Below are 13,364 nucleotides of genomic sequence, written 5' to 3' on the forward strand. Positions count from 1 at the left end.
GCTGAGCGGTATCCGTCCGGATTTATCCTTTCGGTGACGAATGGGTCAACTGTCCAGGTCAGAGGGGGCGCAAGGGCCGCCCTTAGCGGCCGGCATCCTCCCGGGGGACGTGGAGGAGGCGGCCGTCGCACGGCAGGAGCAGGCCGTCGAGCGCGAGCGCGGCGGCGATCACCAGCGCGCCGTGCAGGGGGTCGCCGGTCGCCGACACGGCTTCGGCGTACGGGAGTTGCTCCGCGAGCTCGGCACGGAGCGGGGCGAGCAGCGGCTCGCCCATCTTGAACAGGCCGCCCGTGAGCGCCACTTCACTGCCGTCGCCCGCGGGGCACACCGCGGCCGCCGCCTCGGCGATATGGCCTGCCGCCGCACGCAGGATTCCGGCGGCGACGGAGTCGTCGAGTGCGGCGCGGGCCACGTCCGGCGCGAAGGAGGCAAGGACGGCGGGACGGTCCGTACGCGGATAGATCCGTGCGGGCAGCCCGGCCACCGGGCCGAACCGCTCCTCCGCCAGGGCGAGAAGCGCGGCGGAGCCCCCGCGCCGTCCGTCGTACGCCCGCATCGCCGCGTCCAGGCCCGCACGGCCGATCCACGCGCCGCCCCCGCAGTCGCCGAGGAGATGCCCCCAGCCGTCGGCCCTGCGCCAGGTGCCGAGGTCCGTGCCGAGCGCGATCATGCCGGTGCCCGCGGCGACGACCGCGCCGGGCCGCTGGCCGAGCGCGCCCGCGTACGCGGTGACACCGTCCGCGGCCAACGCGAGCCGCCGTACGCCCAGTTCGGCCGCGAGCGCGTCCGGGAGCTCGGCCCGCAGTCCGTCGCCGAGCGTGGCCATGCCGGCCGCGCCGACGGCGACCGCGCTCAGCCGCGGGGCGCCCGGGCCGCGGTCGCGGACGCGGGCGAGCAGCTCCCGGGCCATCGGAAGCACCTGTGCGAGCAGATGCCCGGCGTCGATGCCCGCCGCACCGGTCCGCACGGGCTCGCGGGACACCGTCGTCTCGGGACGTGTGAGGTCCCCGGCGGCGGCGAGCGCCACGCGCAGACCGGAGCCACCGGAGTCGACGCCGAGGACCCACTCGGGGCCCGCGGGACCGTTCCCTCCGTCGCCCGGCCCGGCAGCGGCGGACCCGCGGGTCACGGCAGCCGCCAGTCCACCGGCTGTCCGCCCTGCCGCGCCAGCAGGTCGTTGGCCCGGCTGAACGGGCGCGAGCCGAAGAAACCGCGGTCCGCCGACATGGGTGAGGGATGCGCGGACTCCACGGCCGGCAGGTCGCCGAGGAGCGGGCGCAGATTGCGGGCGTCGCGTCCCCACAGGACGGACACGAGCGGGCGGCCGCGCGCGGCCAGCGCCCTGATCGCCTGCTCCGTCACCTCTTCCCAGCCCTTGCCGCGGTGTGCGGCGGGGCGGCGCGGGGCTGTGGTGAGCGCCCTGTTCAACAGGAGCACGCCCTGCTGCGTCCAGGGCGTCAGGTCGCCGTTCGACGGCTGGGGCAGGCCCAGGTCCGTGTTCAGCTCGCGATAGATGTTGATGAGGCTGCCGGGCAGCGGCCGCACCTCGGGCGCGACCGAGAACGAGAGCCCGACGGCATGTCCCGGCGTCGGATAGGGGTCCTGGCCGACGATCAGGACCCGCACCTCGTCGAACGGCTGCTGGAACGCGCGCAGCACGTTCGGCCCGGCCGGGAGGTACGTGCGTCCCGCCGCGATCTCCGCGCGCAGGAACTCGCCCATCGCGGTGATCTGATCCGCGACGGGTTCAAGGGCCTTCGCCCAGCCGGCTTCTACGATTTCGTGCAAGGGTCGTGGTGCCACGGGCGTCACCCTACTGCTGTGACGGACGGGCCGATCAACCGACCACGGCCGCTCGCACGCACAGCACGTCCGGCAGATGGGAGGCCAACTGCCGCCAGCTGTCACCGTCGTCGGCCGACGCGTACACCTCGCCGTTGCGATTGCCGAAGTACACGCCCGCCGGGTCGGAGTCGTCCGTGCACATCGCGTCGCGCAGCACCGTCCCGTAGTGATCGCCCTGCGGGAGGCCCGCCGTCAGCGGTTCCCAGCTTCTGCCCGCATTCTCCGTACGGAAGACGCGGCAGTGCCGCTCCGCGGGTACGCGGTCCGAGTCGGCGTTGATCGGGAAGACGTACGCCGTGTCCCCGCGGTGCGGATGTGCGGCGGCGGCGAAGCCGAACGTCGAGGGAAGGCCCGCCCCGATGTCGTTCCACCGGGTACCGCCGTCGTCGCTGCGGTACACGCCCCAGTGGTTCTGGAGGTAGAGGCGGTCCGGGTCGGTCGCGTCCTGCGTGACCTTGTGGACGCACTGGCCGAACTCGGGGTTCGGATCGGGCAGGAAGACCGCGGAGACCCCGGAGTTGGCGGGCTCCCAGCTCTGTCCGCCGTCCCGCGTGCGGAACACCCCGGCCGTGGACACCGCGACCGTCACCGCGCTCGCGTCACGCGGATCGGTGACCACCGTGTGCAGGCCCTCACCGCCGCCGCCGGGCACCCACTTCGACCGTGTCGGGTGCTCCCACAGCGGACGCACGAGATCGAACGTCTCGCCCCGGTCCTCGGAGCGGTAGAGCGCTGCCGGCTCGGTGCCCGCGTAGACCACGTCCCGCTCGGCGGCCGCCGGATGCAGTTGCCACACGCGCTCCAGCGAGGCCCCCGTGTCCTTCGGGAACTTGACGGCGGGGTGCGACGGCTCGGTCCACGTACGGCCAAGGTCGTCGGAGTGGAAGACCGACGGGCCGAAGTGCGCACTGTCCCCGCTCGCAAGCAGCCGTGGGACATCGCCTCGCGTGTCGATCGCCACCGAGTACACGGCCTGCGAATTGAAGTACGGGCCTTCGTCGAACTCCCACGCGCCGCCGCCCCGCCTGCGGCCGATGAAAAGTCCCTTGCGCGTGCCAACCGTCAGCAGCACTTCAGTCATGCCGGACACCTCCGAGGACGCCTTTGTCTCAGGTCCGGCCCAGTCTGCACCCGACCACTGACAGTCGCCCTCAGAGCTGGCATCGGCGCAGGTCACACCGGCTGGGCGGCCGCTTCCTCCGGCACCGGCAGCGGAAAGTGACAGGCCACCCGGTGGCCGGCTCCGCGCGGCGCCGCGACCGGCGGCTCGACCTCGGCGCAGACGTCCTGCGCGAGCGGGCAGCGAGTGCGGAACCGGCACCCCGACGGCGGCTTCGCAGCGGACGGCGTCTCACCGGCAAGAGGAGCCCCGGAACCGGCGGCGGCCGACGGATCGGGCACGTTGACGGTGTCGAGCAGACCCCGCGTGTACGGATGCAGCGGCCGCGCGTACACCTCCTCCGCGGGACCGGTCTCGACGAGCTTGCCGAGGTACATCACGCCCACGGTGTCGGCGAGATAGCGCACCACCGCGAGGTCGTGCGAGATGAACAGATACGTCAGGCCGCGCTCGCGCTGGAGCTCCCGCATCAGGTTGAGGATCTGCGCCTGCACGGACACGTCGAGCGCGGACACCGGCTCGTCCGCGACCACCAGATCGGGCGACAGCGTCAACGCCCTCGCCAGGCCCAGGCGTTGGCGCTGGCCGCCGGAGAACTCGTGCGGATAGCGGTGGACGGCGCCCCGCGGCAGCCCCACGGCGTCGAGGAGCCCGTCGATCTGCGCCTCCTGCTCGGCGCGGCTGCCGACGCCCTGGATGACGAGGGGTTCGCGCAGGATCTCGCCGACCCGCATCCGCGGGTCCATGGCCGCGGTCGAGTCCTGGAACATGAGCTGGATCCGGCGGCGGTGCGCCCGGCGCCCCGCCCGCGTGAGGACCGCGAGGTCCTCGCCGCCGAAGCGCACCGATCCGGCCGTCGGGTCCTCCAGGCCCGCGACGATCCGGCCCAGCGTCGTCTTGCCGCACCCGGACTCGCCGACCATGCCGAACGTCTCGCCCTTGCGGATGGTCAGCGACACCCCGCCCACCGCACTGACCGTGCCGCGACTGCGCGAGAACGGTCCACCCTTGAGCGGGAACTCCTTGACGAGACCGTCGAGTTCGAGAAGCGGCGCACCCGGGGCCGACTGTGCGGGGATGGCGGCGGGCGCGATGACGCCGGCCGTCTCGCCCTCCTCGGACACGTCGGGCACGGGGTGGAAGCAGGCGAACCGATGCTCCGCTCCCCGTAGTTCGTCGTCGGCGAGCGGCGGTTCCTGGGCACGGCACTCGTCCGTGGCGAACAGGCAGCGCGGCGCGAACCGGCAGCCCGCCGGACGCACCGTCAGGTTCGGCGGCAGACCGGGGATCGTGTGCAGTTCGGTACCGCTGTCGCCCGCCCGCTCCGGAAGCGCCGCGAACAGGGCCTCCGTGTAGCGGTGGCGCGGGCGGGCGAACAGGTCGCGTACGTCGGCCTGTTCGGCCACTTTGCCGGCGTACATGACGGCGACGCGGTCCACGCGGTTCGCGATGACGCCGAGGTCGTGCGTGACGAGGATCATCGCCATGCCGAGCTGATCGCGCAGGTCATCGATCAGCTCCAGGATCTGGTGCTGGGTCGTCACGTCGAGCGCGGTCGTCGGCTCGTCGGCGATGAGCAGTTTCGGCTCGCAGACCAGCGCCATCGCGATGGCGACGCGCTGGCGCATGCCGCCCGACAGCTGGTGCGGATACGCCTTCATGAGCTCGGCGGGCTGAGGCATGCCGACGAGCCGGAGGGTCTCCTCGGCCCGCGCCCAGGCCTCCTTGCGGGAGACGCCGCGGTGCAGGAGGAGCGGCTCGGCGACCTGGCGGCCGATCATCATGGTCGGGTTGAGCGAGGTCAGCGGGTCCTGGAAGACCATGCCGATGGTGTTGCCGCGTACGTCCTGGAGGACGGGGGCGGGCGCGGCGGCCAGGTCCGCTCCGTCGAACAGGACGCGCCCGCCGGTGATCCGGCCGCCGGGCGGCAGCAGTCCGAGGACGCCGAGCGCCGTCATCGTCTTGCCGCAGCCGGACTCGCCGACGACGCCGAGCGCCTCACCGGCGGCCAGGTCAAGGGAGATGCCGTCGAGGGCGTGGACGGTGCGGTCGCGGGTGGCGATGTCGACGCGCAGGTCGTCGATCCTGAGCAGGGGCTCGGTCATGTCTGTCTTCCTCAATGCCTCGGTCCCTTACTTCCGCAGCCGTACTTCGAACGCGTCACGCAACCCGTCGCCGATGAAGTTGAACGCGGCGACGACCAGCACGATCGCGATGCCCGGCGGGAAGATCAGCCACCAGTAGCCGTTCTGCGTGTAGGTGATGCCGGCGGACAGCATCGAGCCCCAGTCGGCCGACGGCGGCGGGATGCTGAGCCCGAGGAACGCGAGATAACTGACGTAGAGGATGGCGTCGGCGATCTGGAACGTGCAGTTCACGATGACCGTGCCGATGGCGTTCGGCACGATGTGTCTGAACACGGCCCGTATGCCGCCGCCGCCCATCATCCGCATGGCCTGGACGTACTCCCGATTGCGCAGCGACAGCGCCTCGCCGCGCACCAGGCGGGCGGGGGAGAGCCAGGCGACCCCGGCGATGATCAGGATGAGGACGCCCTTGCTGGGCGTGATGATCGCGGCGACCACGACGAGCAGGAACATCGCGGGGATGGCGAGCGCCGCGTCGGTGACCCGCATCATCGCGGCGTCGACCCAGCCGCCGAAGTACCCGGCGACCGCCCCGTACACGGTGCCGAACAGTGTCGCCAACAGGCCTGCCGCCAGGCCGATTTCGAGCGAGGTCCGCCCGGCGACCATGAGCCGGCCCAGCAGGTCGTACCCGAGGTCGGTGGTGCCGAGGAGGTGCCCGGCGGTGCCGGGCGAGAGGTTCGCCTGCGCGAGATCCGTGTGGATCTGCTCGGTCGGGTGGACGAGCGGGCCCAGATAGCAGAAGGCCAGTAGCAGGACCAGGACCACGACGCCCGTCAGGGCCAGCTTGTTGCCGGTGAAGACGCGCAGGGTGCGGCGGGCGAGGGAGGGGGTGGCCTGCGTGGCTTCCTCCTGGCCCGGCTGGACGGGAAGGACGGCGGACGTACTCATGCCACGCTCCGGATCCGGGGGTCGAGGACGGCGTACAGGATGTCGGTGAGCAGCGAGCCGAGGACCGTGGCGATGCCGACGACGAGGGTCACGCCGAGGAGGACCGGGAAGTCGGAGCCCTGGGCCGCGTTCCAGAACAGCAGCCCCATGCCCGGGTAGTTGAACATCGACTCGACGACGAGAGCGCCGCTGAACAGGGTCGGGAGGTAGAGCCCGAGCAGGGTCGCGAGCGGGATCAGGGCGTTGCGCAGAACGTGCCTGACCATGATCCGCCGGCTGGACTGGCCCTTCGCCATGGCCGTGCGGACGTATTCCTCGGTGAGGTTGTCGAGCACGGCGGAGCGCATGTAGCGGCTGAACATGGCCACGATGCCGAAGGCCATGGTGACGACCGGCAGGATCAACCCCGGGAAATCACTCAGGAGTTGGCCGATCGTCTCGCCCTGTGGTGCCTCCGCCGGGAAGATCGGCATGACCTGCGCGAACAGAATGATCATGATGAGGCCCAGGAAGAAGACGGGCGTCGCGTACAGCAGGAAGGCGAGCCCCGTGAGCGCGTAGTCCGAGGCCTTGCCGCGCCGCACGGCCTGGAGCAGGCCCAGCGGTACGGCGATGACGACGGCGAGGGCCGTGGACAGGACCGTCAGGAGCAGCGTCTTCGGCAGGCGTTGCTCGAGCAGTTCGAAGACGGGCGAGTTGAGCTTGTACGAGTCGCCGAGGTCGCCGGTGAGCAGCCGCTGCAGATACATCACGTACTGCATCGGCAGGGAACGGTCGTAGCCCTGCTCGTGGTTGAAGTGCTCGATCTGCTGCGGAGTGCCCTTCGGACCGAGGATCGCGCGGGCCGGGCCGCCCGGCAGCAGGTGCAGGAGCGTGAAGACGATGATCGAGACCAGGAACAGGACGACGAGGGCCTGCAGGAAGCGCTTGACCAGAAAGCCGGTCACTTCTCGGCCCCCTTCTCGACTTGCTTGTCGGTCTTGTCGTTCTTGACGAAGTACCAGTGCTGGGGTGCGAACGTGACCGTCGGGTTCTGCTCGATGCCCCGCAGGTCGTTACGGATCACCGACACCTGGTACGCGGGGTTCGGCATCCACATCACCGGCAGCTGCCGGGCGAGGTACTCGCCGTACTCGTGGACGGCCTTCATGTCCGGCGAGTACTGCACGGCCCGGATGATCCGGTCGGCCTTCCTGTCGCTGTAGTTGCCGAAGTTGGCGGAGGCGCCCGTGGAGAAGAGCTGCTCGCCGCTCGGGTTGAGCGGGTAGTACCAGCTGCCGGCCGTGCCGAAGAAGGACATGTCCCAGTCGCAGCCGGGGTCCTTGGCGGTGCACGGAACGGAGTTGCCGAGCACCGAGTTCAGGGGCTGCTGACGCACGGTCAGGTCGATGCCCGCCCGGCTGAGCGACGACTTCAGCTCCTGCATCATGTTCGTCGTCTCGGTGGAGCCCGACTGCGAGAGCAGGGTCATCTCCAGCGGAGCGTTCTCCTTGACGCCGGCGCCGCACTCGTCGTCGCCGGTGCCGGGGCGTGCGCAGCGCGCGATGCCGTCACGTGTCTTCCAGCCGTGCGCGGAGAGCAGCTCACGCGCCGTGCGTACGGAGAACGGGTACTGGTTCTTCGCCATGGCGGGGGACAGGTACTGGCTCTTCGGTGTCACCGGCACCGGGCCGAGCGTCGGTGTGGCGCTGCCCTGCCAGATGACGTCGCTCATCGCCTTCTGGTCGACGAGGTGCTGCATCGCCTGCCGGATATACAGCTGGCTCATCAGGGGCCCGGCGTGGGTGGACTCGAAGTTGTAGACGATGTACGTCGCCGCCCAGCCCTCCCACGGGTCGACGCGGTACCCCTTGTCCTCGAACTTCCCCTTCTGCGCCATGACGGACGGCGGTATGTACCCGTAGTCGACGCCGCCGGAGCGCAGCACGTTGTACTCGGAGTCGGCGGTGGTGAAGGGCTTGAAGACGACCTTGTCCAGGTGCGGCCGCTCGGAGTCGGGGCCGGTGAACTTCTCGTTCGGGACGATGGTCACCTGACCGCTGTCCCGCCAACCTGCCAGCTTCCAGGGCCCGTTGACCGTCGTCCACAGCGGGTCGCTGCCGTACGAGCCGAGGCTCTTGGCGTGCCGCGTGAGTCGGGCGAAGACGGCCTTGGCGCCCTTGGTGGTGCGGTCGTGGTCGCCGACCCTGCCGCCGTCGGTCGTGGCGTCCCAGGCGTGCTGGGGCAGGGCCCGCATCAGCGTGAGCTGGTTGGCCGTGAACCAGTCCGGGTTGTACGCCCGGTCGAGGTGCAGCCGCACCGTGTGGTCGTCGACGACCTCGAACCGCTTCACGTTGTCCGGCATCGTGCCGACCGAATAGCTGCCCCAGTCCGCCTTGTCGGCCTTGACGAGGTTGAACCAGAACTCGAGGTCGCGGGAGGTGACGGGCTTCCCGTCGGACCACTTCACGCCCTCGCGCAGCGGCACGGTCACCGTCTTGTTGCCGTCGCTGTACTTCGGTTCGAGGCCGAGCGTGCTCGGGCCGTGCGTGGTCAGCTCGCCCTTGAGCTGCACGGCGTCGTAGACCGGCATGAACAGCAGGGTCTGGATGCCGTAGTTGTACGAGGCCCCGTAGCCGGGCGCGCCGATCGGGAAGATCCAGTTCGGCGTGGCCGCGGGAGGCAGGGCCATCGTGGCCGTGCCGCCCTCCACGGGGGTGCCGCCGGTCGGCCCCATGGCGATGCCGCCGCCCTCGTGCGTGCAGCCGGTGAGCGCCGCCGCGAGGACGAGGGCGGCGGCCGTTGACCTGGATGAGCGCATGCCGGAGGGCCTCCAAGGGGACGGGGGACGGCCCCGTACCGGAGTGCGACGGGGCGGCGCCCGAACGCTAGGCCGGTCGGCAAAAACAAGTCAATAGCTTCATTCGGCAAATAGTTCTTCGTCCTGGAGGTATGGCGAACTTGCTTCGGTTCGGCCTAGGGTTCGAGCTGTAATCGAAGAAACCTGTCGAACGAACCAGTCGAACGAGCCCGCCGAACGCACCAGCGCGCTGAAGCAAGCAACCAAGCAACGAAGAGGGCGTATGTCCGACACATCGCAGGGTGAACCGGGGTCGGCGCAGCACATCCTGCACCTGGTCTCCTCCGGCGCCGCCACCTCCCGGGCCGATCTCGTACGGGAGCTGGGCCTCGCCCCCTCCACCGTCTCGCTGCGCGTGCAGGAACTCGTAGCGGCGGGCGTGCTCACCGAGTCCGGCGAGGGAGCCTCCCGCGGCGGGCGGCGCCCCCGCCTGCTGCGCGTACGGGCCCAGGGCGGCGTCGCGCTCGCCGCCGACCTCGGCAGCCATCACGCGCGGCTCGGCGTGGTCGGCCTCGACGGGACCGTCCTCGACGCCGTCGACCTGCCGCACGACATCACCGTGGGGCCGGAGTCGGCCGTCGACTGGCTCTGCGGCCAGGTCGCCGAACTCGCCGCGCGCCAGGGTGAGGCGGGCCGCACCGTGCGCGCGCTCGGCGTCGGCTTCCCCGGCCCGGTCAAGCCGGGCGAGGGCCGCGTCCTGAGCCCGTCCCGCATGCCCGGCTGGCACCGCTACCCGCTGCGCGACGTCCTCGCCGAACGCCTCGGCCTGCCCGTCACCGTGGAGAACGACGCCACGATGATGGCCGTCGGCGAGCACCGCGCCGCCCGCCCCGACCTCGACCACATGGTGGTGGTGAAGGCGGGCCGCGGCATCGGCAGCGGCATCATCTCGGCGGGCCGCCCGCACGACGGAGCCAACGGCTGCGCCGGCGACATCAGCCACGTACGCGTGGAGGCCGCGCAGGACCGCCCGTGCAGCTGCGGCAACATCGGCTGCCTGGAGACGGTTGCCAGCGGCGCCGCGCTCATCCGTGAACTCGCCGGGCAGGGCGTCGAGGTGGCCTCCACCACCGAGCTCCTCCAGCTCGTCGCCGACGGCGACCCGCAGGCCACCACCCTGGTCCGCACCGCGGGCCGGCACATCGGCACGGTCCTGTCCGTCGTCGTGAACTTCTTCAACCCGCAGGCCGTGGCCCTCGGCGGCGCGCTCGCCGCCGCCGAGCCCCTGGTCGCCGCCGTCCGCGGAGTCCTGTACGAGCGCTGCCTGCCGCTCGCGACGTCGGACCTGGAGATCACCACGACGATCACGGGCCGCGACGCAGGACTGCTCGGCGCGGGCCTCACCGCCCTGCGCCACAACCTCCCCACCGCACCCGTCCCCCAGGAAGAGAGCGCCTCAGCATGACCGGCACGGCCCCCGCACGCCGCCTGCGCATCGGCATCGGCGGCATCGGCATCGAGTCCTCCACGTTCTGCCCGCACCGCTCCACCACGGACGACTTCCGGCAGACCCGTGGCCAGGAACTCCTCGACCGCTACACCTGGACCAGGCCCGACTCCGACCTCGCCGACGTGGTCGAGTGGGTGCCGCTGCTGCACGCGACCTCGCTGCCCGGCGGCCCGGTCGAGGCGGAGTCGTATCTGGTCCTCAAGGACGAACTCGTCACCCGCATACGCGAGGCGGGCCCCCTCGACGGCATGGTCTACGACATCCACGGCGCCATGAGCGTCATCGGCCTCACCGACGCCGAGGGCGACCTGACGGACGCGGTCCGCGCCGCGCTCGACGCGCACGGCACCCGCCCCCTGCTGTCCGCCGCGATGGACCTGCACGGCAATGTGTCGCGCCGCTTCGCCGACCCCTGCGACCTGCTAACGGCCCACCGCCTCGCCCCGCACGAGGACGCCTGGGACACCCGCGAGCGCGCCGCCCGCAATCTCGTACGCTGCCTGCGCGCCGGCACACGCCCGCACCGCGCCTGGGTCCAGGTGCCCGTCCTGCTGCCCGGCGAGAAGACCAGCACCCGCCTCGAACCCGCCAAGTCCCTGTACGCCTCGCTCGCCGAGACGGAGAAGCTTCCAGGCATCCTCGACGCGGCGATGTGGGTCGGCTACGCCTGGGCGGACGAGCCGCGCTGCAAGGCCGCCGTCGTCGTCACCGGCGACGACGCCGAACTCGCCGCCGCGGAGGCGGAGAAGCTCGCCCGGCGCTACTGGGACGCCCGCAGGGACTTCGTCTTCGTAGGCCCGACCGGCAGCGCCGAGGAGTGCATCGAGAAGGCGGTGGCCTCCGACAAGCGCCCCTTCCTCATCAGCGACTCCGGCGACAACCCGACGGCGGGCGGCGCCGGCGACCTCGCGTACATGCTGGGCGAGCTCCTCGCCAACGACGCCATCCGCACGGGCGAGGTCACGGCCGTGCACCCGGGCATCACCGACCCGGTCGCCGTGGCCCGCTGCTTCGAGGCGGGAGTGGGCTCCGAGGTGACGCTGAGCGTCGGTGGCAAGGTCGACGTCGGCCACGGCGGACCGTACGAACTCACCGGCACCGTGACGGCGTTGCAGCGCGCCACCGAGCAGAAGGACCGGGCCGAGGGCGGCGCCTACGACCGCGGCGTCGACATGGCGGCCGTGCGCGTCGGCGGACTCACCGTCGTCCTCGTGGAGCGCCGCAAGCCGTTCCACACGCTCGCAGACTTCATGGGCCCCGCCGAGGGCGGCCTCGGTGTCGACCCGCGCACGTACGACCTGGTCGTCGTGAAGATCGGCTATCTGGAGCCCGAACTCCACGACATGGCCGCCGACTGGCTGCTCGCCCTCACCCCGGGCGGCGTCGACCAGGACCTGCCGCGCCTGGGGCACCACCGGGTCGAGCGGCCGCTGTACCCGTTCGATGACGACGCGTACGCGGACGGGCCGGGCCCCGACCTCACGGCCGTGCTCCTGTAGGCGGGCGTGCTCTTGCAGACGGGTGGCCGACGGAGTCGCGGAGCGGCCGCTTCCGGGTGAGGCTGGAGAGGCCCGTACCGGCTGTCGACGAGCCGGTGCGCTGAAACCGCGCGCTGAAGGAGACACGATGCAGCAGGACAAACAGCCCGGCTACGGCCCCGTGGTGTTCCGCGACCGGTCGGCGGGCTATGCCTTTCTGACCCGCTCGACGGCCTCCAGCGAAGAGACGATCGAGTGGGACGACGGCGAGACCTACCCCGTCGTCGACGTGGAGATCTCCTCCGAGTCGCACCCCTTCTACACGGGCAAGGCGCGGGTGGTCGACGCCGAGGGGCAGGTCGCCAAGTTCGAGAAGCGGTACGGCGAGCAGGACAAGGGCTGACCGCCCGGGCGCCTGACTGACCGCCGTACCGCGGGGGGATCGGACCGTACCGCTGGGGCTCAGACCGAGCGGTGGTACTGGTCCGGCACATGCACGTCCCCGCCCAGCTCGCGCGCCGCCGAGCGTGCCCACGACGGGCTGCGCAGCAGTTCACGGCCGAGCAGGACGGCGTCGGCCTCGCCGTTGGCGAGGATCTTCTCGGCCTGCTCCACGTCGGTGATGAGGCCGACGGCGGCCACGGCCAGCTCCGTCTCCGCCTTCACGCGCGCGGCGAAGGGGACCTGGTAACCGGGTCCGACCGGGATGCGGACGCCGGACGCGTTGCCGCCGGTCGAGACATCGAGCAGATCGACGCCGTGCTCCTTGAGGAGGGCGGCGAGGCGCACGGTCTCGTCGGGCGTCCAGCCGTTCTCCTCCAGCCAGTCGGTGGCGGAGACACGGAAGAAGAGCGGCTTGTCCTGCGGCCACACCTCGCGGACCGCGTCGACGACCTCGAGGGCGAAACGCACCCGGTTGTCGAAGGAGCCGCCGTACTCGTCCGTGCGGACGTTGGAGTGCGGCGAGAGGAACTGGCCGATCAGATAACCGTGCGCGCCGTGGATCTCGGCGACGTCGAAGCCCGCGTCCAGGGCGCGGCGGGCGCCGTCGGCGAACTGGCCGACGATCTCGCGGATCCGCTCCACGGTGAGCTCGGCCGGGACGGGGTGCTTGTCGTCGAAGGCGAGGGGGCTCGGCGCGACCGAGTCCCAGCCGTGCGCGTCGGCGCCGACCGGGGCGCCGCCCTTCCAGGGCCGGTCGGTCGACGCCTTGCGGCCGGCGTGCCCGAGCTGGATGCCCGGGACGGTGCCGTGCGCCTTGAGGAAGGCGGTGATCCGGCGGAGCGCCTCGACCTGCGTGTCGTTCCAGATACCGAGGTCGTACGGGCTGATGCGGCCCTCGGGGCTGACCGCGGTGGCCTCGACGATGATCAGCCCGGTGCCGCCGGCGGCGCGGGCGGCGTAGTGCGCGAAGTGCCAGTCGTTGGGGACGCCGGTCAGCGGGCCCTCGGGAGCAGCGCTGTACTGGCACATCGGCGGCATCCAGACCCGGTTGGGGATGGTCAGCGACCGAAGGGTGTAGGGCTCGAACAGCGCGCTCACGGCAGACTCCTATACGTTCACGACGGGCGTGGCGAGTCCTCGTACGATAGGC

At 71.4% G+C, this 13,364-nt stretch carries 11 protein-coding genes; 3 read left to right on the forward strand and 8 right to left on the reverse strand.

What is annotated here, in order from left to right; translation table 11 throughout:
• Window positions 1-82 precede the first annotated feature (82 nt).
• From OG698_RS39360 to OG698_RS39390, 7 genes are all read right to left on the reverse strand, one after another.
• A complete protein-coding gene (locus tag OG698_RS39360) occupies window positions 83-1,129 on the reverse strand; it encodes an N-acetylglucosamine kinase (RefSeq protein ID WP_406108825.1) in 1,047 nt (348 codons plus the stop codon).
• Entirely contained in the window at window positions 1,126-1,803 is a 678-nt protein-coding gene (locus OG698_RS39365) for a uracil-DNA glycosylase (RefSeq protein ID WP_406108826.1), read from the reverse strand. The genes OG698_RS39360 and OG698_RS39365 overlap by 4 nt, the downstream gene beginning before the upstream one ends.
• A gap of 34 nt (window positions 1,804-1,837) precedes the next feature.
• Window positions 1,838-2,926, reverse strand: coding sequence for a WD40/YVTN/BNR-like repeat-containing protein (locus OG698_RS39370; RefSeq protein ID WP_406108828.1), 1,089 nt, complete (start codon window positions 2,924-2,926; stop codon window positions 1,838-1,840).
• Window positions 2,927-3,018: 92 nt separating this feature from the next.
• Window positions 3,019-5,070, reverse strand: a complete 2,052-nt coding sequence (locus tag OG698_RS39375) for a dipeptide ABC transporter ATP-binding protein (protein ID WP_406108830.1) — start codon at window positions 5,068-5,070, stop codon at window positions 3,019-3,021.
• 27 nt (window positions 5,071-5,097) lie between these two features.
• A complete protein-coding gene (locus tag OG698_RS39380; RefSeq protein WP_406108832.1) occupies window positions 5,098-6,003 on the reverse strand; it encodes an ABC transporter permease in 906 nt (301 codons plus the stop codon).
• Window positions 6,000-6,950, reverse strand: a complete 951-nt coding sequence (locus OG698_RS39385) for an ABC transporter permease (protein WP_406108834.1) — start codon at window positions 6,948-6,950, stop codon at window positions 6,000-6,002. Before OG698_RS39385 ends, OG698_RS39380 begins: the two co-directional genes overlap by 4 nt.
• The gene (locus tag OG698_RS39390) at window positions 6,947-8,803 is read right to left on the reverse strand and encodes a peptide ABC transporter substrate-binding protein (protein ID WP_406108836.1); all 1,857 of its coding nucleotides are present in this window, start codon (window positions 8,801-8,803) and stop codon (window positions 6,947-6,949) included. Before OG698_RS39390 ends, OG698_RS39385 begins: the two co-directional genes overlap by 4 nt.
• A 262-nt stretch (window positions 8,804-9,065) precedes the next feature.
• Here OG698_RS39390 and OG698_RS39395 point away from each other — a divergent pair, with 262 nt between their 5' ends.
• The 3 genes from OG698_RS39395 (at window position 9,066) to OG698_RS39405 (ending at window position 12,173) form a co-directional block, all read left to right on the forward strand.
• The gene (locus tag OG698_RS39395; RefSeq protein ID WP_406108838.1) at window positions 9,066-10,247 is read left to right on the forward strand and encodes an ROK family protein; all 1,182 of its coding nucleotides are present in this window, start codon (window positions 9,066-9,068) and stop codon (window positions 10,245-10,247) included.
• Window positions 10,244-11,791, forward strand: coding sequence for a M81 family metallopeptidase (locus tag OG698_RS39400; RefSeq protein WP_406108840.1), 1,548 nt, complete (start codon window positions 10,244-10,246; stop codon window positions 11,789-11,791). Before OG698_RS39395 ends, OG698_RS39400 begins: the two co-directional genes overlap by 4 nt.
• Window positions 11,792-11,918: 127 nt before the next feature.
• Complete coding sequence (locus OG698_RS39405; RefSeq protein WP_383095387.1) at window positions 11,919-12,173, forward strand: type B 50S ribosomal protein L31; 255 nt, start codon at window positions 11,919-11,921, stop codon at window positions 12,171-12,173.
• Between the two features lie 59 nt (window positions 12,174-12,232).
• Here the strand turns inward: OG698_RS39405 and OG698_RS39410 are convergent, their stop codons facing one another.
• Window positions 12,233-13,312: an NADH:flavin oxidoreductase/NADH oxidase gene (locus OG698_RS39410; protein ID WP_406108842.1), complete on the reverse strand. Its 1,080-nt coding sequence runs from the start codon at window positions 13,310-13,312 to the stop codon at window positions 12,233-12,235.
• Window positions 13,313-13,364 lie beyond the last annotated feature (52 nt).

It is taken from the genome of Streptomyces sp. NBC_01003, from assembly GCF_045162695.1.
Lineage (GTDB): Bacteria > Actinomycetota > Actinomycetes > Streptomycetales > Streptomycetaceae > Streptomyces.

Coding starts and splice junctions, on each gene's coding strand:
- OG698_RS39370 (WP_406108828.1), bottom strand. CDS start 2,926: ATGACTGAAGTGCTGCTGACGGTTGGCACGCGCAAGGGACTTTTCATC.
- OG698_RS39375 (WP_406108830.1), bottom strand. CDS start 5,070: ATGACCGAGCCCCTGCTCAGGATCGACGACCTGCGCGTCGACATCGCC.
- OG698_RS39380 (WP_406108832.1), bottom strand. CDS start 6,003: ATGAGTACGTCCGCCGTCCTTCCCGTCCAGCCGGGCCAGGAGGAAGCC.
- OG698_RS39390 (WP_406108836.1), bottom strand. CDS start 8,803: ATGCGCTCATCCAGGTCAACGGCCGCCGCCCTCGTCCTCGCGGCGGCG.
- OG698_RS39395 (WP_406108838.1), top strand. CDS start 9,066: ATGTCCGACACATCGCAGGGTGAACCGGGGTCGGCGCAGCACATCCTG.
- OG698_RS39400 (WP_406108840.1), top strand. CDS start 10,244: ATGACCGGCACGGCCCCCGCACGCCGCCTGCGCATCGGCATCGGCGGC.
- OG698_RS39405 (WP_383095387.1), top strand. CDS start 11,919: ATGCAGCAGGACAAACAGCCCGGCTACGGCCCCGTGGTGTTCCGCGAC.